The sequence below is a fragment of the Elusimicrobiota bacterium genome (assembly GCA_016218575.1).
In the GTDB taxonomy this organism is placed as follows: Bacteria; Elusimicrobiota; Elusimicrobia; order UBA1565; family UBA9628; genus JACRDN01.
The window spans coordinates 62,975-80,850 of the sequence record JACRDN010000017.1; the positions used below are offsets into that span (position 1 = coordinate 62,975).

Sequence of the window (17,876 nt, forward strand, 5' to 3'; positions counted from 1 at the left end):
TTGACAAAAGTCCTACATAAGCATGGGGCGCAGGTCCTAGGGCAACTGGGTTTAAAGATCCCCAGCTTCTAGGCCCTATGGCCCAGGGGATGGGGCGGGAGATTTTTATAGCATCGGAAGGTGCCTGAGGAACCTCCCAAGCCGCCTTACGACTTTCTAATTTCCCATCTCATGCTGATTTATTTAGTTGACGCCGAGAAATTGCAGGCCTGGGTCTCGCGCGTGTCCGGGAACAAGTATCGCGTGCTGCGCGTTCCTTTCTGGGGACGGGGATTGTTGGTCGTGTTCATCGCGCGCTATTTGGGGGGGTATTCGGTCGGGTCGCGGATGTCTTTGCCTCGATTCCAGGAAGCGGCCTACCTTCCGGTGGTTTTCCATCGGGCCCGTTGGGGCCTTCATTTCGCGGACATTCAAGTCAACCACGAAATCCCCTTGCGGGCGTGGCATCGCTATTTTGGCTATCCCAAGGAGATCGCCGAGGTTTCCTACGGCGACGAAACGGCCCGGATCCGTGCCGAGATCAGCCGCGCGGGCGAGCCGCTTCTGAGCCTGGAGGCGCGCAAAAGCGATGGTTTCGGAGGCAGAATCGCGGCGATTCTCGTGGTTTCAATCTACCGGGCCCTGGACCTGGGGCTAGGCCTTGGCCGCGCCTACTTTTTTAAGGAAGGGCGACTGCGCAGAGCTCCCTTGCGCGTGAGGCCCCGCTTGAGCCGGGTGTCCGGGGTGACGATTGAATCCGCGGAGTTCTCCCTCCTGAGGCGATGGGGAATTCTTATCGGCAGCGATGCGCTAAGGCCCCTTGTGGCCGCGCATTCCTCCGAGTCCAAGATGAGCATTTTGCCGGCGGCCGACCTCGGCCCGTTCTAATGGCCGCCATTCTCGAGGATGTCTCAAAAACCTTCGCCCTGGGCGGCTCGTCCATCCGGGCTCTGAAAAAAATCAATCTAAAGGTCGAGAGAGGAGAATTCTTGGCCTTGGTGGGCCCCTCCGGGAGCGGAAAAACGACCTTGCTGAACATCCTGGGCTGCATCGAGCGGCCGAGCTCGGGCCGGGTGGTGATCAACGGGGCGGAGGCTACCGTCAGATCCTCGGATGAAATGGCCGAGCTGAGAGGCCGGCATCTCGGCTACGTTTTCCAGGCCTTCAACCTCCTGCCGGCCCTGAGTGCCGTGGAGAACGTGGAGTTCCCCTTGCGCCGCTTGCCGTTGAGCCTCCGCGAAAAGCGCTCGAAGGCTTTAACCGCCTTGAGGGAGGTTGGGCTTGAGGCCCTGGCCGCCCACAAGCCCTCCCAGATGAGCGGCGGGCAGCGCCAGAGGGTGGCGGTGGCCCGGGCCCTGGCGGCCGCCCCCGTCCTAGTGCTGGCCGACGAGCCCACGGCCAACCTGGATCAAGCAACCGGAATCGAGATCGTGGCCCTTATGAAGGGCATCAACCGGAGGTTGGGCACGACCTTCATTTTCTCGACTCACGATCCAAAGATCGTGGCACAGGCCGACAGGGTCGTCAAGCTCGCCGATGGGGAGATATGGTAGCGATGGATTGGGGGCTGGCCCTGAAAAACGTCCTTAGAAACCGGGCCCGGACCTCGGTGACGGTATGCGCCATCGCCGCCGGCTGCGCCTCCCTCATCGTGACCGCCGGCTTTATCCGCGGCGCCATCCAAGAGCTCCAGGAAAGTTATATCCGGGCTTTCCTGGGGCATATTCAGGTGTACGCCGAGGGTTTCTCGGAGAAGGGCTCCATCGATCCATTCTCCTACATGATCCCGGACCCGGAAGGCGTGGGCAAGCGGATATCGGGCTTGCCGGGCGTGCTCCAGGTCGCTCCGCGGCTCGAGTTTTTCGGACTGCTGAGCGTGGCCGAGACCAGCATGCCCTGCTTGGCTCAGGGAGTCGATCCTCGCAAGGAGATCAGCCCGTTGTTGAAAGTCATCAAAGGCCGAGACCTGGCGGGCTCCGAAGGCTACGAGGCGATCATCGGGGAAGGGCTGGCCAAGGCGCTGCACGCCAAGGAGGGCGATTCGCTGGCTTTGCTCGCCAACACCCCCGGCGGGGGGCTTAACGGCTTGGATTTGAAAGTGGTTGGAGTTTTTCGAAGCGGGACCAAGGCCTACGATGATAGGGCTCTGCGCATTCCCATTAGGACAGCCCAAGGGCTCCTGCGCAGTGAGGGGATCCAGAGGTTCACGGTTTTCCTGCAAGACACAGGCCAAGCCCCCGCCGCCGTCGTCCGGCTGCGGCAGGCGCTGTCCGGCGACGGTTTGGAGGTCAAGGCCTGGTATGAGCTTGACGACGCGGACTTCGTGGGCAAACTCGTGAATTTTTACGACAGGCTGTTCCTGGTCCTTAAAATTATCATCATGGTCGTGGTGATCTTGAGCGTCTTCAACACGATGAACATGGCGGCTTTGGAGCGGATCGGCGAGGTCGGAACCATCATGGCGTTGGGGATGAAGACCAAGGAGGTGTTGCTTCTCTTCATCGCGGAGGGGCTTATCTTGGGGCTTTTGGGATCCGCGGTTGGATTGGGCCTGGGCTACGGGCTGGCGCGCTTGCTTTCACAGGTCGGGGTGCCCATGGGGGTGCCCCCGTCCATGACGGTGGAATGGATCGCCCGCTTTCCGGTGGTTCCAAGGGCGTTCGCCTTCGCCTTTGTCCAGGCCATGAGCACCTGCCTCGTTTCCTCTGTGTACCCGGCCTGGAAATCTTCGCGATTGGAAATCGCGGAGGCTTTGAGGCACAATGTTTAGAGCGTGGCTGGTCCTTGCCGCGGGATTCGCTCTGGCCAGCCCATCTCGGGGGGCGGGGCCGACTCCCGCGGAGATCGTGGCCAGGGCCGACGAGGTCCGCAACCCGCAGATTGACTACACCGGGATCGTGGACGTCGTGAGCGTCAAGCCGGACAAGAGCCGGCGGACGGCTCGGTACGAGGTCATGGTCAAAGGGCGCGAGCGGGCGGTGGTCAGGACCCTTGAGCCAGCCAACGAGAGGGGCGGCGCGTTTCTCCAGGCCTACAGGGAGGTCTGGTCTTTCCTTCCAAGCCTTTCCCAGCCAGTCAGGCTGTCTTTGCAGCAGAGGCTGATTGGGGACGTGGCCAACGGGGATTTGACCCGGGCCAATTTCTCGGGGGACTATGAGGCCAAGCTATTGCGCCAGGAGGGCAAGCGCTATGTCCTTGAACTGTCGGCAAAGAACGACGCCGTGACCTACGCCAAGGTGGTCTACTGGGTCGGCCGGAAGGATTTCCATCCCGCGAAAGCCGAGTTTTACGCGAGCTCCGGCCGGCTGCTTAAGATCTGCTCCTACGAGCGGTATGCCCCGTTGGCCGGACGATTGAGGCCCTCGAGGCTGGTCATGAGGGACGCTGTGGTCAAGGGGCAGAGGTCCATCGTGGACTACGTGGAGATGGATCCGGCGGATTTGCCGGAGAAGTATTTCACGAAGTCTTACCTCAAGAAGCTGAAATATTGAAAGCCCACACGATGCTCCCCTTGCGGCGGGCTGCCGCGCTCGCGGCCTTGCTTATATGGACGGGTTCTCTGGGCCTTGCCTGGGCTCGGCCGCGCAAAAGTTCTGGGCCGGGACGGAAGGCCCGCGCCGCGGCGGTCCGCCGCAAGAAAGCTTCCCACCCCCGTCCGCCTCTCCAGCCCAGGGCCGCGCCGCGGCTGGCCACGCGCTGGTCGCGGCAATGGCTGCGCCTCGGCGGATATGTCAAGAACAAGACGGCTTATCGGGTCGCCCGGCCTCGGGATTGGAGCCAAAGCCAGAATCTTCTTTATCTGGCGGTATCGGGGGATCTGGCCAAGAGCTTTTCCTATAAGGCCAGCCTCAAGGCCTTTTACGATTCAGTTTACGATTGGAGAGGCCCTTACGCGCGGGATGTTCGCCGCGATCTGCGCCTGGAGGGAGGGCTTTGGGAGGGCTATCTGGACTTTTCTGAGGGGAACTGGGATGCCCGGATCGGCAAGCAGCAGATCGTGTGGGGAGAGACCGTGGGAATTTTCGCGGCCGATGTGGTCAACGCCAGGGACATGAGGGAGTTCCTTCTCCAAGACTTCGGGCTTATACGCGTGCCGCAGTGGGCTGTCCAGGGGGAGGCCTCCAAGGGCGCCACGCACTTGGAATGGGTATGGATTCCCATCCTCGCATTCAACCATTTCCCGCCCCAGGGGGCGGAATTCGCTCCCGTGCTTCCCTCGGTCCAAGGCAGGCCGATCGAGCTTGCCGCCGAGCAAAAGCCCAAGGACGGATTTAAGAACAGCGAAATAGGGGGTCGCCTGTCCGTTTTGGCCGAGGGGTGGGATTTGAGTTTGTTCCAACTCTATGCCTGGGATAAGTCTTTGGTCCTCTCCCGGGAGGGAGCTCCCTCCCCGCTTGTCGCCATCCCCCTCCATCACCGCCTCCCCTTGACGGGGGCGACTTTTTCCAAGGAGAGGGGCGGTGTCGTCTACAGGGGAGAGGCCGTGTATTACCACGGCAAATACTTTTCGGCGCTGGACCCTTCGGTGGCCTCCGGCTTGGTGCGCCGGGACGCTCTTGAAGCCGTCTTAGGGGGAAACGCCTCCCCCTGGCAGGCCTTCGACGTCAACTTGCAGGTCCTCCACAGGAAGGTCTTCAACTACGGGCCGGCGTTGTTCCATGAGGAGCCCGCGCGTTTCGGGGCTTCCCTCTGGCTGAAAACGGGGCTTTTCGACGACAGCCTGGAGCCGGAACTCCTATTCGTCTCCAACCTCAAGCGCAAGGACATGATGCTGAGGCCTAAGCTCCATTACTCTTGGGGAGGGCATTGGCGCGCGACTTTAGGGATGGACGTTTTCGAGGGCTCCCGGACCGAGCCCCTCGGGCAATTCGATTCCAAAGATCGGATTTACGCCGAGCTCAAGTACTCTTTCTAGCCTTCCTAGCGGCCGCCTTGACCCGGCTGCCTGCGGCTATGCGGCGGGTCATCACCCCGAGCTCAACGTCCTCGGCCACGTCCATTCCCATGAATTGCGCGGCGAAGCTGGCCTTGCGCCCGCGCCCGCCCAGCTCCTTGATCGTGGCCTGGGCCCTGCGGATCTCGGAGCGGAACATGCGGACACCCCTATGGAACAGGTAGGCCACGCTGGGAATGTCGAGCACCCCCATCCCCACGGCCAGGGCGTCCTCCATGCGCTCGTCGAAGCTGCTTTTTCTATTTGACTTCATCTTTTGGGCCATGGCGCGCACGAGCGGCTCTTTAACCTTATCCGGGAGCGGCCCTTCATCCTGCAGGAGGGCCAGCGCCTCTACCGCCGCGCCGGCGTTGCTCGTCTTGAGGGCGAGCAGAAAATCGAAGAAGCCGTCCTGCTGGGCCGGGGTGAGCTGGCCGAAGCTTCCGAAGTCCATCAAGGTGAGCTTTCCGGAGGGGAGGTCGAACTGATCGTTGCCCCCGTGGGGATCTCCGTGCATTTTACCGTCCCCGACCAAGGCCCGATCGAACCAAACCCGGTACTGCTCGATGAGAAGGCCGAGGGCCTTTTCCCAGTCCTCGATGTTTTTACTTGCGAAGCGGCTGAGGGGAGTTCCCTCGATCCATACGGTGGCCAGGACTTTCTCGGACACGCCTTGCTTGGGGAAGCTCTCCGGCAGGCGCACCGCGTCGAGGCCCTTCTCCGGAAGGATATAGCCCGGGGCGTATTCCATGATGCCTCGGGCCTCGGCCACGAAGCTCAACTGGGCCGTGAAGGTCCTCTCGAGCATTCTGATCGAGGCTCTTCCGAAATCATTGGACATAGAGTCGTAGAGTATCCGTATCTCCTCCTCCAGGGCCTCCTCGATCCCGGGCCTCAGGAACTTGACGGCGAGCGAGACCTCCTCGCCGGTGCCCGGGTCCTTGTAAACGGCCTTATGAACCACCCCGAGAGTGGCCGAGGCCACTGGCTCGGGGCTCATCCACTTGAAAAGCTCCTCGATGCCCCGGCCGAAAGCCTCCCGCGTCATCCGGTCCCTTTCCTCAAAGGCGATGGGCCCGCCCAGGTTGTCTTGGGTCTCGGCCAAGCCCTCCCGTATGGAGCGGGACCTGACCTCCTTGGAAAGAAGCTGCATGAGCTTTTGAACGGCCGGGCCGGAGTTCTTGACGATGCAGAATAGGGCGCGCTCGTCGGTCGTCCCGTTGGGAAGCTGAACGTACGGCCCCAATATCCTCAGCCGGTAACCCAGTGGGATCCCGGCGTACATGTTCGCGATGGTCTGCTTGGAGAGCTTCCCGACCTCGCTGTCGCTGTAGCCGATGCCGGGAGTCGAAAGGAGCCGCATGGGCGCGGTCTCGGCGAAATTCACTGTCATGAAAAGTTCTTGCAGGCGCTTTACCGCGGCCCGGGCGGCGGCTTCGGACTTCCCCGCGCCGCGAAGTTGGTCTGAGAGGCGCTTCAGGACAGCCGACGGGGCTTCGCCGGGGGAGAGAAGTGCCAGCACCTCGGAGAGTCTAGAGCCCGAGAGCGAGGCCGCGACCGCGTCCTCGTTTTCGAGCGCCCGCGAGGCGGCGACCAGATCCTGATCTTGATGGAGCCTCGCGACCGCCGAATGACTCTCTTCGAGGGATTGGGCTCCGGCCACATTGACCCAGGCCGAGAATAATTCTTGGAGGCGCGGCAAAGAGGTCTGCCCGCCGGTCTCGAGAGAGATGCTGGGGGTCTTCCGGATCTCGCCTTGGTCGAATACAAGCGACTGCCTTTGCGCGTCCATATTGGAGAAGGCCGTATGGGCGAGGACGCTCGCAAAGCCGTAGAGCCGTTTCCCGGCCTGGGGTGGGGCCTTTTTCATGACCGCAAAGCGGGCCGCCAAGGCGGCGTGCGGGGTTAGGGCCGGCGCAAAGGCCGCAAGTTCCGCCGCCTCGCCCGAGGCGAGGGAAATCCCTATGAGCCGAGGTTCGGACGCGGCCTTGAAAGTAGCGCTCCAGGCCGGTGAGGGAAGGGATGACAAGGCGCAGGAAAGCATGGCGGCGAGCTGTTTCATTTTGGATGGCTCCATTGATGACGCAGGGGAAATTGTCCCAAAAAAGAGCCGTTCGGCGATGGGACTTTCGGCCCAGATCGAAGACGGCAGGTGTCCTAGATTATTTTAGGACCTCCCGAATTTATTCAAGGGGGGATATAACCGCCTCTGACTCGCCGCGCAGGGGCCAGTAGGGATTTCTTAGGCTGGAGTAGACTGCGGTCAGGTCGTCTCGCAGCTCCTTTATCAGGAGTGCGTGATGATAGATCAATATTGTTTCGAGTGCTTGTCGAATTTGATCCACTTCCTCAAGCAGACTGAAGGCGCCCATAAGGTAGAGGTCTCTTATGTGCCAGCCTAAGGCGTTGAGCCTTAGCGCATCCTTCATAACGTCCCTAAATGAAGGTGAGTGAATGTTTAACAACGTCAATATGGGAGAGGGGGAGATGGTCGCGGGAATTTTTAAACGATGAGGCCCAGGCGTCGATTCCCGTAAAGTCCGCCTCAACCGAACCATAGTCTCGGTGGTCGAATCTGTTTCAGAGAGAAGCCCGTTGGAATCCAGCTTGTCCAGCAGGGCCAGGAGCAAAATCTCCAAGGGCTCCTCCAGCCCTTGGGGCTGGCGATCCAGCGCGAAGTAAAGGCCTCCGGGATTGTCTTTTCGCAGGCGCTCCAAGGCCCGGCTGCTTTCCTCGGCCATGGTCCGCGGGCCTTTTTGTCGCGCGAGGATCAAGGATTTCTCATACAAGGACAGAAGGCTGTTCAGGCTGAGCAGATAGACATCGCGGATACGGCAGAGGTCTAAATATTGCGGATGAAGTTTCCCGGTCATGTCGGCAATTATCCCAAGCCCTTTCTTGTATAAGTCTATGGCTTGCGCCAATTTGCAGGCGGCGGCGGCCAGGGCGTTCCAGGAGCCTTCGTGGAAATCCGCGAGTCCTTCCGCCGAGAGGCGGGTGGCCTCTCGGAGCGACGAGATGGGACTTTTGGCATAACGGTTCTCTCCAATGATGGTATAGATGAACACGTCACCGGAGACCGGAGCTGCTTTATCGCTCAGCGCCGGCTGCCGCAAGGCTTCCAGGACCGACCGCTCCGAAGCTTCCATTCCTGTCCGTTTCAAGGCCAAACCCAGCAATTTCCGCATGTCGGCGTCGATTTCCTGTCCCGGATGGAGTTTCCCAATAGCGTCGAGAATCTTCAGCTCATCGGCAATGATGGTTGACGGCTGTCTGGGAGCCGGGGGGACGCCCAAGAAATCCTCGAGCATTTCCAGGGCTTCCGGAACATGAAACTCGATTTTGCGCACGACTGGCAGGAGTTGGGCGCGAAATTTGCTGTCCTCAAGGGCTTCGGGCTTGATTCCCTCGGGGCCGTATTGGACGTTTTTAATCCTATCAAGCAGATGGTTCTCTCCATTTTGAACAAGTATTTCCCTAAGAAGCTCCAGCAGAGCCACTTGAGTGAAGAGTTGTGTTTCCTTGGCCCAATTGTTGAAATTGGGATCCTGGTTCGTTTGACCCCATGTGTGCAGAAATATCCAGCCCTTATGTAATAAGACCGCGGCTTGCGCGCGATTCTCCATAGACGGCTTTTCATTGAGGAGCGCAAGGGCTTTCCATAGCGCCGCCTCGTACTCTCTAAGGGGACGCCAGCCCTGCTCCTCTCGCAGTCGCGGCAAGCTTATATAGAGGAGCTTGCGATCCTCGCTTAGGCGAACCAAGCCGTTTTGCTTGACTAACTCGTCAAAGGTCGCCTCGACCATCTTTGTCTCTACATTTAAGTTTTGAGCGATTTGTTCGACAATTCCTCCAGTTATAATTTGCCCGGGCCTGAGCAGAGACTGGGCTTCCATGGCTCTAAGTTCGGCCAGAACTAGTTTAGATGGAGGTAGACTCGGCTTCGGCATTAGTACCGGATTTTCCAACCTTGGCTCCTTGGTTAGTTCTACGGCCCCGCCGGAGTCTTGGGGCGCTAGGATGTCGAAAAAGCGATCCAGGTCAATCTTGTTCACGACCGGGTTCTGCGCCGGTAGCCTCAAGGAGAGGCGCGTGGTCGGCAGAAGAGTCGGCAGGTGGACGAGGCTCAGAGCGACAGGCAAGGGATGCAGGACGGCCGCTTTCCTCGGCTCCGCATGGACTGGAGTCATCCATGCGCTTGGAATGACCGATAGGGCAGTCGCGGCGCCGAGCATCCTATTGTTCACTTCATCATTATAATCTTGAACGAGGCGGGAATATTGGGCCCATCAGCCCCCAAGGATTAGGACCAGGGCCTAGGCAAAATGGAGGCTTATGAACAAGAAGGGGAATCCGCAGCAGGATGCCGCAGTGTTTGTGAAGGGCGTTAAGCGCCAGGCGCGTAAGAAGTTCGCGGCCGAGGAGAAGATACGCGTCATACTGGAAGGCATGAAGCGCGGCATCTTGGTGTCCGAGCTGTGCCGTCGTGAAGGAAACCCGGCGGGGGACAACCCGTGGGAGGCCCCTTCGCCTCCGCCCCACGGGAATTTCCCGGCGGCGCCGGTGGTTCGCGACGGGTCCCTACGAGTTCGGGGCTTTCAGCGAAGGAACCGGCACTTGAAGATGGCCCACAACACGGGCAGGGCGTGGTAGGGCCGGATCTTTTTTCCTTCCTCGTAAGTCCGGCCGTGGTAGGAGATGGGCACCTCGTAGAAAGCATTCCCTGCCTTCATGAGACGAGCCAGGATCTCGGCCTGCTGGTCGAAGCCCGTGCAGCGCAGGTCCTCCGGCCGGATCAGCTCCCGGCGGTACATCAAATAGCAGGTGTATATGTCGGTGAAGGTCTTGTTGAAGAGGAGATTGAAGCATAGCGTGATCAAGTGGTTGCCGAGCCTGTTCCAGAAATAGTGGATGCGCAGGTAGCGCGGCGCGATGATCCGGCTGCCCAGCACCAGATCGGCCTTGAATTTCCTGACGGGCCGGATGAGGTTGGCGTACTCCGCGGGATCGTATTCCAGATCGGCGTCCTGGAACAGGACGTACTCTCCCGTGGCATGAGAAAGCCCCGCCTTGAGCGCGGCTCCCTTGCCGCCGTTCTGGGGCAGGCACACGAGCTTGTCGTAGAGGGTGGGCCGGGAGCGCAGCCTATCCAAAGTCTTGTCCTTGGAGCCGTCGTCCACCACGATGACCTCGAACTCGACTCCCGCAATGGCCTGGGCCCGCACCTGCTCTAGAACCTCCAGGATGGAAGACTCCTCGTTGTAGGCGGGAATCAAGATGGAGACCTTGAGGGAGGAACCCATGCCTATTCCTGGGAAGGCGCCACGGGCTGAGTATAACAGTTATCCACAAAAACTTCCCGGGAAGTTTTTGTGGATAACCCCGGCCCTGGGCCTTTGGGCCCAGGCCATGCCCATCCGAAGTCCTATTTATTTTCCTAGGCCATAAAGCCCCCATTCCGGGACCTTATGGCTCATGAAGGCCGGAGCCTTTGTCTTTATACTGTAGTCATGCTGTCACAGGAGAGAAATTCGCCCAAATCTCTCGCCTTCGTCTTGTCCCTTGCCGTGGCCGTTTCCGGGCTTCCCGCCCCCGCTTTGGCCGAGGCCGTCAAGACCTCGTTGGCCGAGATGCCGCCGGCAAGGCCCGTGGAAATGGCTTCTCCCGCTAGAGATGTGGCCCGCCGTCTTCCGGTTTTGTCTAGATTTTTGGCGCCGGCGGCGCTTCCGCGGGCGGCCGCGAGTCCTGACGCTTCAAGGCAAGCGTCGGGTCCCATGGCGCGCGTCAAACAGGCTCTGGCCGCTCCTAGCGCTTTCTTTGATCGCGTTTCCAAGCGCGCGGCAGCGCCCGCGGTGGCGGCGGCGACTCCCCCCGCGGGCGCGGTTGCGTCCCTGACGGCTTCCGCCGGCTCCCGCCGCGCGAGTTCGTGGGCCCGGCGCGCGGCGCTGACCGCGGGTCTGACCATGGCGCCCGCCTCCGCGTGGGCCGCGGGCGCGGGCGCCCAGGCCTCTGCGCCGGGAGACTGGCTGGCCCCGATTTTCATGACCGTGGCGGCCCTCGGCGCCGCCGCCGCGGTGATTTCCCAACATCCGCGGGTCCAGTCTTGGCTGAGAAAGCGCGGTGGGAAGAAATCCGCCGCGTCCGAGAGTGCGCCCATGGCGGCGAAGTCGTCCGCCCCGGCCCGGCCGAAAATAGAGAATTTTGAGCCGCCGAGGGTTGACGCATTATCCACGGATGAGGAGCCGGTGCTCCCCATCATCAAATTGAAGGACCCTCTTTTCTTGGAAGAAACCAGGGAGCTTACGGAAAACGCCGAGCTTGATGCGCCGGCCTTGCGCCGGCTCAAAATGGGAGACTTTTTGATCGTGGCGGCCGACTATCCGGGCGAGCTCGGTTCGGGCGCGACGATGAACGAGCCATCTGTTTTCGGCGTCTTGGCTCGCGTCGTGGGTGTGCGCGGTCCTGAGTCCGGCGACGGGCCTTTGACCGTGGTGGTTCAGGGCGGTGAAAGGATCCTGGCACACTCCGCCCAACGGGGCGACCAGGGAGGCCTCGAGGCCTTTTTTCAGCCCCTGCCCCAGCGTGGCGCGGACGCAGTCAGCGAGGTCGAGGATTTATTGGGCGCGATTCGCAGCCAGGTCCTTGACCTGATGAAGGCCGATCCTGGATTCGACCCCAAGAAAGATCTTTGGATATTGCTGAAGGATAGCAATGCCGAAGAAAGCGTGGCGGCGCTGGCACAGCATCTGCGGCCCTTTGTCGGCCGCGACCTCGTGGGCGGATCAAACGTGCCGGGAACCGAAATATCATGGCGGCGCACTCTTTTTCAGAGTAGTTCCATCAAAGAGCAGTTGGAAATGATCCTGAATGTCATTACGCAGAAGTTGGCCCGGGCCCGCGTGGCGGCAAACGTCGCCAAAAGGCGGGAGTGGAACGAGCGTCGCGATGAACTGCAGCGCCAAATCGAGCTCCTGCGCGGGGAGTTGGGCAAGGACGGCCCCTCCGAGGCCGAGCAACTGCTCGCCGACATCAAGGCGGCCGGTCTCCCCGCCGATGCTAGGCGCCTTGCGGAGTACCACTGGGCTATCGTGCGCCGGGCGCTGGAGTCCGGCTATTACTCCGAGACCGCGCGCTCCTCCAGCGATTTTCTGCGGGTTTTGTTGAGCTTGCCGTGGCATGAGACGGCGAAGGGGGATTCGAGCCTCCAACGCGCTCGGGAAATCTTGGACAAAAGCCACTGGGGCTTGGCCAAGGTCAAGCGGTTCATCTTCGGCGTGGTGGCTCAGTTCCTGCGCACGGATTTCCTCCAGGGCGGGAAGGTTCTGGCCCTGGCCGGGCCGCCCGGGACCGGGAAGACGACTTTTGTCCGCGCCATCGCTGAGGCTTTGGACCGGCCCTATCAATTCATCTCCCTCGCCGTCTTGGGGCATCTGGGCAAGTCCGATTTGGGAGGGGCAGAAGCCGTATGGGTGGGTTCCAAGATGGGCAAGATCATGGAGGCCGTGCGCCGTTCCGGGGTGAACAATCCGGTGATTCACCTGGACGAGATAGACAGCGCCCCGCCCGAGGTCTGGGCCTTCCTATTGAACCTGCTCGATCCGGAGCAGAACCATCAATTCGTGGACTCCTATCTGGGCACTCCCTTCGACCTATCCCGGGTGACCTTCATCGTCACGGCCAACGATCCCTCGCGTCTGCCCGCCGCCCTGCGCGACCGCTTGAAGATTGTCCGCCTGGGCGCTTACTCTGATCGGGAAAAACTGCAAATCGCCTTTTACAGCGTCATTCCCAAGGCCTTGGCCGCCGTGGGGCTGTCGCCTGAGCAGGTGGGATTTTCCGAGGGAGCCGTTCTGGAGATCATCAGGAATTACACCTTCGAGGCGGGCGTGCGCCAGTTGAGCCGGCTTCTCGAGGATATTCTGCGCGAGGTCGGCCTGCGCATGGATTTGGGGGAAGCGCCCCCTCCGGGGGAAATTCCCGCGGAGGACGTCGCTTCTTTCCCGGGACTCCTGAAGAAATCGCGCGAGCTGGCCTCCAACGGCGTGGGCTTGGCCACCGGGTTGGCGGTGTATGGCGGCACGGGTGTTGGGACCGTCTTCAACGTGAAGGTCACCTTGCTCGAGCGCGGGCCTAAAGATCCGGGATTTTTATCGCGCGACGAGATGGGCCAACTGTCCCGGAGCTCGGTGCAGAACGCCTACACGTACTTGAGGACGTATGCCGCGACCCTGGGAGTGGACCCCCGGATATTCAAGGAGAAGGTGTTCGACGTGACCGACATCCCGTCACGCCACACCGACGGCCCCTCGGCCGGAATGGCCACGCTCATGGCCATGGTGAGCGCTGCCACCGGCAGGCCGGTGCGCCGGGGCGTGGCCATCACGGGAGAATTGGGCATGGACGGCAGCTACCTCATGATCGGGGGAATCCGGGAGAAGGCCCTGGCCGCCCAGCGCGCTGGGATGACGATATTGATCCATCCCGAAGGGAATCGCTTGGAAGCGCGGGAGGAGATTCCCGAGGATGTTCGGGAGGGCATGCATATAGTCTCCTTGGAGAAGCTTGGCGACGTGATGGAGATCGCCCTGGAGCCCCTTCCCGCCCCGGGTGCCGCACCCAAGGTCCGCGGGGCCTTGATCCCGCGCCGGGTGCCGATGCTGCCCTTGGACGGCTAATCCAGGCTCTTGGGCTGGTCGGGGTTGCGCCCACGCCGGTCCAGCTCGCGGAGCTTGTTCTCGTACTCCTTCTGTAGGGCCACTCGCTCCTCGGCCAGGCGCTTGAATTTCTCCTCGTATTGGGAGGCGTAGTCCTTCTTGGAGAGGTTCAATTCGTTGCGGAGATCCCGCTCGAGCTTCTGGAAGCGCTGGGCCAGTTCCTCCTCCTTCTGCGTCAGCCACGTGCTGGCCCTGCCGCGCTCGGCTTCGAGTTGGGAGAATTTCTCCCGGTAGAGCTTTTCCAAGTCCTTGGCGCGCTTCTCGAATTGCGCGCGCAGGGAGTCGCGCTCGCCCGCGATGGAGGCCTGGAGCTCCCGGTTCTTCTGGTCGAACTCCGCCTCGAGCCTTTCCTTTCGCTCGTCCATCTGGCGGCGCAGGGAGTTGAGCTCCCGCTCCAAGAGCTCGGATTTCCGGGCGTTCCAGGAGTTTTCCTTGGCCAGCCACTCGTCGGCGAGCTTCTTCTCCAGCTCCAAGTGCTTGAGCTCCAAGGACTGCTCTCGCTCCCGGCAGGCCCCGTCGAGCTCGCTTCGGGCCTTGAAGATCTGCTCGTCGTAGGCCAGGATGAGGTTCCTTTCCTTCTGCATCAGGGCGGCCTCGGCGTCCTTCTGTCTGGCGCGCATCGAGTCCTCGAGCAATTTCTCGCGGGCCTGGAAGCCGAGCTCTAGCTCCCTGCGCTTGGTTTGCAGGCCGGCCTCCTTGCCTTGCTCCCATTCGAGCCTTTCCTTGTCAAGGAGGGCTCTCTGGGAGGCCAGCCACTGCGCCTGGCGCTGGCTCAAGGCTTCCTGAAGCTCAGCTTCCTTCTTGATCCAGGCCTCCTGGAACTTGCTCTCGAAGGAGGCCAACTCTCCCATCCTCTGGTCCACGGCCTTCTTGAATTCAAGCTCGCTTTGGCGGCGGGCGGTTTCGAGCCCCTCTTGGCGTTTGCGCCAATCCTCCTCGAGCTCGCGGCACCTCTGCTGCCAAGCCTCCTCCAGGCGCCGGCGCTCGGACTCAAGCCAAGCCTCCTGTCGTCTCGAGATTTCCCGCTCCCTTTCGGAGGTTTGCCGGGCCAGATCCGACTGGTCGCGTGTGAATTTCTCCTGAAGCGATGCTTCCAAGGTCTGGGCCCGTGCGTAAAGAGCCTCTTTCTCGCGCGAGAGAGCCTCCTCCTGCTCCCGGCGGAATTGCGCCTCATCGCGCGCGAGATCCTCCTTGAGTTGGGCCTCACGGGAAAAATATTCGGCGCGCAGGTTCTTCTCCCTATCGAGGAACGCGGACTCAAGCCGAGTCTCCATCTCTAGAAAATGGGCCTGGGTCGCGGCTCTTTCCTCGCCGGCCGCGGCCCGCGCAGCGGCTGTTTCCGCGGAAAGCCGCTTTTCCCACTCCTCCTGCCTTTGGTGTTCCTCGGCGCGGGCTCGTTCCTGGATCTTCTGATTTTCCTCGGCCCATTTGCGGTCGTAGTGGGCTTGGCGGGCTGCGGATTCCTGGAGGCTTTGCTGGGCCAGCTCCTGGCGCAGGGCCTGGGCGCGCTCCTCGGAGCCCCGGATCCATTGGGCCTGCTCCGCGGCAATTTGGCCGCGCAGCTGGGCCTCCCTCCGGGCCGAGTTTTGGGAGAGCTCCTCTTGTTGACGGGCGTACAGGGCCTGGAGGGATTTCCTCTCGTGCTCTAGATCTTGAAAGACCTTCACGCGTACGGCCTTGAGTCCCTGCTCGTGGCTCTGCGCGAGCTGCGCCTCTCTTTCCGCCCATTTTTTTGAAAATTCCTCCTCGAGGCTTCTCCGCTTGGCCTCGAGTCCGGCGCGGGCCGCCTCTCGCTCGCCTTCCAGCTCCTTGAGCGCCTGCTCCCGAACCTCTTCCTGACGGGCTTCCCATTGCCGCGCTTCGTAGCGCCGGTGAAGCTCGGCCTCCCTGGACTTTATGAGATCCGCGAGCTTCTGCTCGCTGACCGCAAGCTCCTCCTCGCGGCGCCTCAAGGCCTGGGCCTGTATCTCAAGCCTGGCCTGGAGCGATTCCTGGCTTTCCTCGAAAATCCTTTCCTGCTGTTTGAGGGCGCTCTGTAGTTCCTGCTCGCCTTGGACCCGGGCGGCCTTTCCCGCCTCCAGGATTTCTCGGCGAAGCGCCCCCATTTCGCTCTCTTTTTCCAGGAGCTTCCTTTGGTAGGCCTCTACCTCGAGCTCGAGCTGGCGCCGCTGTTCCTTGATGAGGAAGTCCTCTTTCTCCAAGAGTTCCCGGGTCAACTCCTGGCGCAGGCGCTCCTCCATGTCCTGGTGGTCTTGGACGGAATCCTCCCAGGTTTGAATCGTCTTCTTCCAGCGCTTGAGGGTGTCTTCCTTCTGCGCGAGCTCCCCGGAGAGGGCTTGGATTTGCCTTTGGCCCTCCGCCTTATCCTTCTTGAGGGCGGCGGTTTCCTCGGCGATTTTGTGTAGGCGCTCCAACGCCCAGCGCAGGGCCAGCCGGGCCGTTTCTAAATCATTGACCGCCGAGGCGTCCGAAAATTCCATGTAACAGCTAACGATTTTATAAGGAAGATGTTACGTTTTGGTGTCAGATGTTTTAAGGGACGCGGGAGGGCTTGAGCTGGAAAAGGGGGCGGATGTAGCCGTAGTAGAGCTTCCCGCTCAGGACGTAGATGGAGTAGGAGACGAAGTAGGCCCCGAGGACGTCCACGCTGTAATGGTTGTGGGAGAGGAGGACGCAGACTCCCATGGCGATCGAGCCGAGGAGGAGGACGCCCTTGAGGATCGGGGTCTCGAAGAAGAGGAAGAACAGAAAGGGAATCGAGGTGTGGCCAGAGAAGACGAACTCGTTCTGAAAGGTCCAGGTCCCCATGAGGTGGGAGAAAAGGTAGTCCCTCTGGCCCATGTCCATCATGCCGGAGGGGGGGCCGATAGGGGAGAGGAAAATGAATAGGCTGCGCACGGTGATGAAGACGCTCAGAAGAAACAGCAGGAACGGCATTCGTCGGGGATAGTACGCGATCGCCGCCCCGCCGGCGAAAATGTGCAGGCCGAGCCAGCCCCAGGAGAGCATGGGGAGCACGTTGAGCACGGGCAGGTGCTGCAGGAGCCAATCCGAGCCGCTGGGAAGGTGCCGGTGGTCGGCGGCCCAGCCGAGTTGGGTGTAGAGGCAGTAGGACAGGACGAACAGGGCGAGGACCCCCGAAAGGGCGACGACCCACCATTTATAGTGGACCCCGTGCCACTCATCGCGTATCTCCGCCAGCTCCTCCTGGGTTTCATGGAGGAGCTTGAGGCGAAGATCCTTGAGCTCCTCGGCGGACTGCAGGAATCTCTGCTCGAGGATGCGTATCTTCTCTTCCAGGGCTTGCGGCTCGGGAGCGGACATAAAACTCGAATAATGACGCGGCGCCCCGCGGGGCGCCGCGCTGCTGCGGCTTAATTTCCTCGCGCGTCGAGCACGGCTTCCAGCCGAATAACGGCGGGAGGAATCGTCATGAAGAGGCGTTTCTTGCTTCCTGTCAGGCGCATCGGGCCTTGGGATGCGATCGTGACCGTCCAACCGTCGAAGCGAACGCCGACGGAGGCCAGGTCCCGTTTGATTTTGGATTCTATATGGGCCATGACGTCGATCTGCTCTTGCCGACGCGCCTTGTCCAGGGCCTTTTGGCCGGCCTCGGTCAGCTCGATGACGACGGTCTTTCCGGCTTGATACTCTTTCCACGAGCCTTGCTTGAAGACGGCTTCCGCTTCGTAATTCACGCTCCAGTCGAAATTGAAGCCCTCATAATAAAGCTTCGTGCGTTGGTTGACTCGAACCATGAGCCCGCCGCCGGTGTTGCGCAGCGAGAGCCATGAATAGCCCTCCAACGCGCCGTCTCCCGGGTAGTTCACGCTATGGACGTGGTTGTGGCGGGCGTTTATGGGCAGGCCGACCACATGCATGTCAACATCGACCGAAGCGTCCGACGACTTCTGATGGTAGGCGTTGGGCATGGAACCGGTCTCAGCGGCGTCGAATCGCGCTTTGACTTCTCCGTACGTCTGCGTTTGAATCCATTGGTATTGGCCGACGGCGGCCACGGAGAGGCCCTGACCGTCCACCAGCGACGACGCGCTCAGAAGCGCGCCCGGCATCCTTAACGGCGCGGGCTTGCCGGCGGCCGAGGATTGGGGAGCGAACGTCAGCGGCGAGCTGGATATCAGCTGGCGCATTGCCGAGAGATCCGTTTGGGAGGCGCGAGCGTTCGGTTTGGAGGCTCCGGCGGCGATGCAGACTAGAAACATGAGCGTTCTTGAGCGCATATATATCTC

At 61.2% G+C, this 17,876-nt stretch carries 13 protein-coding genes; 7 read left to right on the forward strand and 6 right to left on the reverse strand.

What is annotated here, in order from left to right:
- Positions 1–120 precede the first annotated feature (120 nt).
- The 5 genes from HY921_06800 to HY921_06820 are packed head-to-tail and all read left to right on the forward strand — an operon-like array spanning position 121 to position 4,894.
- On the forward strand, positions 121–867 hold the full coding sequence (locus tag HY921_06800) for a hypothetical protein (GenBank protein MBI5630575.1): 747 nt from the start codon (positions 121–123) through the stop codon (positions 865–867).
- Positions 867–1,532 (forward strand): ABC transporter ATP-binding protein, encoded by a 666-nt coding sequence (locus tag HY921_06805; protein ID MBI5630576.1) that lies wholly within the window; start codon positions 867–869, stop codon positions 1,530–1,532. The genes HY921_06800 and HY921_06805 overlap by 1 nt, the downstream gene beginning before the upstream one ends.
- A complete protein-coding gene (locus HY921_06810; protein ID MBI5630577.1) occupies positions 1,526–2,749 on the forward strand; it encodes an ABC transporter permease in 1,224 nt (407 codons plus the stop codon). The genes HY921_06805 and HY921_06810 overlap by 7 nt, the downstream gene beginning before the upstream one ends.
- Positions 2,742–3,470: an outer membrane lipoprotein-sorting protein gene (locus tag HY921_06815; protein ID MBI5630578.1), complete on the forward strand. Its 729-nt coding sequence runs from the start codon at positions 2,742–2,744 to the stop codon at positions 3,468–3,470. The genes HY921_06810 and HY921_06815 overlap by 8 nt, the downstream gene beginning before the upstream one ends.
- Entirely contained in the window at positions 3,467–4,894 is a 1,428-nt protein-coding gene (locus HY921_06820; GenBank protein ID MBI5630579.1) for a hypothetical protein, read from the forward strand. The genes HY921_06815 and HY921_06820 overlap by 4 nt, the downstream gene beginning before the upstream one ends.
- Here HY921_06820 and HY921_06825 read toward each other — a convergent pair.
- On the reverse strand, positions 4,878–6,974 hold the full coding sequence (locus HY921_06825) for a hypothetical protein (protein MBI5630580.1): 2,097 nt from the start codon (positions 6,972–6,974) through the stop codon (positions 4,878–4,880). The genes HY921_06820 and HY921_06825 overlap by 17 nt on opposite strands.
- A 121-nt stretch (positions 6,975–7,095) precedes the next feature.
- Entirely contained in the window at positions 7,096–8,967 is a 1,872-nt protein-coding gene (locus HY921_06830; GenBank protein ID MBI5630581.1) for a hypothetical protein, read from the reverse strand.
- 280 nt (positions 8,968–9,247) lie between these two features.
- Here HY921_06830 and HY921_06835 point away from each other — a divergent pair, with 280 nt between their 5' ends.
- Complete coding sequence (locus HY921_06835; protein MBI5630582.1) at positions 9,248–9,565, forward strand: hypothetical protein; 318 nt, start codon at positions 9,248–9,250, stop codon at positions 9,563–9,565.
- Here the strand turns inward: HY921_06835 and HY921_06840 are convergent.
- The gene (locus HY921_06840; protein ID MBI5630583.1) at positions 9,511–10,215 is read right to left on the reverse strand and encodes a glycosyltransferase family 2 protein; all 705 of its coding nucleotides are present in this window, start codon (positions 10,213–10,215) and stop codon (positions 9,511–9,513) included. The genes HY921_06835 and HY921_06840 overlap by 55 nt on opposite strands.
- A gap of 207 nt (positions 10,216–10,422) precedes the next feature.
- Between HY921_06840 and HY921_06845 the strand changes: the two genes are divergently transcribed.
- Positions 10,423–13,587: an AAA family ATPase gene (locus tag HY921_06845; GenBank protein MBI5630584.1), complete on the forward strand. Its 3,165-nt coding sequence runs from the start codon at positions 10,423–10,425 to the stop codon at positions 13,585–13,587.
- Here HY921_06845 and HY921_06850 read toward each other — a convergent pair.
- The 3 genes from HY921_06850 to HY921_06860 are packed head-to-tail and all read right to left on the reverse strand — an operon-like array spanning position 13,584 to position 17,867.
- The gene (locus HY921_06850) at positions 13,584–16,106 is read right to left on the reverse strand and encodes a hypothetical protein (GenBank protein ID MBI5630585.1); all 2,523 of its coding nucleotides are present in this window, start codon (positions 16,104–16,106) and stop codon (positions 13,584–13,586) included. The two genes, HY921_06845 and HY921_06850, sit on opposite strands and share 4 nt — an antisense overlap.
- Before the next feature lie 52 nt (positions 16,107–16,158).
- A complete protein-coding gene (locus HY921_06855; GenBank protein ID MBI5630586.1) occupies positions 16,159–16,950 on the reverse strand; it encodes a hypothetical protein in 792 nt (263 codons plus the stop codon).
- Between the two features lie 50 nt (positions 16,951–17,000).
- Positions 17,001–17,867, reverse strand: coding sequence for a hypothetical protein (locus HY921_06860; GenBank protein MBI5630587.1), 867 nt, complete (start codon positions 17,865–17,867; stop codon positions 17,001–17,003).
- Positions 17,868–17,876: the final 9 nt, after the last annotated feature.

Coding starts and splice junctions, on each gene's coding strand:
- HY921_06805 (MBI5630576.1), top strand. CDS start 867: ATGGCCGCCATTCTCGAGGATGTCTCAAAAACCTTCGCCCTGGGCGGC.
- HY921_06810 (MBI5630577.1), top strand. CDS start 1,526: ATGGTAGCGATGGATTGGGGGCTGGCCCTGAAAAACGTCCTTAGAAAC.
- HY921_06815 (MBI5630578.1), top strand. CDS start 2,742: ATGTTTAGAGCGTGGCTGGTCCTTGCCGCGGGATTCGCTCTGGCCAGC.
- HY921_06825 (MBI5630580.1), bottom strand. CDS start 6,974: ATGAAACAGCTCGCCGCCATGCTTTCCTGCGCCTTGTCATCCCTTCCC.
- HY921_06835 (MBI5630582.1), top strand. CDS start 9,248: ATGAACAAGAAGGGGAATCCGCAGCAGGATGCCGCAGTGTTTGTGAAG.
- HY921_06840 (MBI5630583.1), bottom strand. CDS start 10,215: ATGGGTTCCTCCCTCAAGGTCTCCATCTTGATTCCCGCCTACAACGAG.
- HY921_06845 (MBI5630584.1), top strand. CDS start 10,423: ATGCTGTCACAGGAGAGAAATTCGCCCAAATCTCTCGCCTTCGTCTTG.
- HY921_06850 (MBI5630585.1), bottom strand. CDS start 16,106: ATGGAATTTTCGGACGCCTCGGCGGTCAATGATTTAGAAACGGCCCGG.
- HY921_06855 (MBI5630586.1), bottom strand. CDS start 16,950: ATGTCCGCTCCCGAGCCGCAAGCCCTGGAAGAGAAGATACGCATCCTC.
- HY921_06860 (MBI5630587.1), bottom strand. CDS start 17,867: ATGCGCTCAAGAACGCTCATGTTTCTAGTCTGCATCGCCGCCGGAGCC.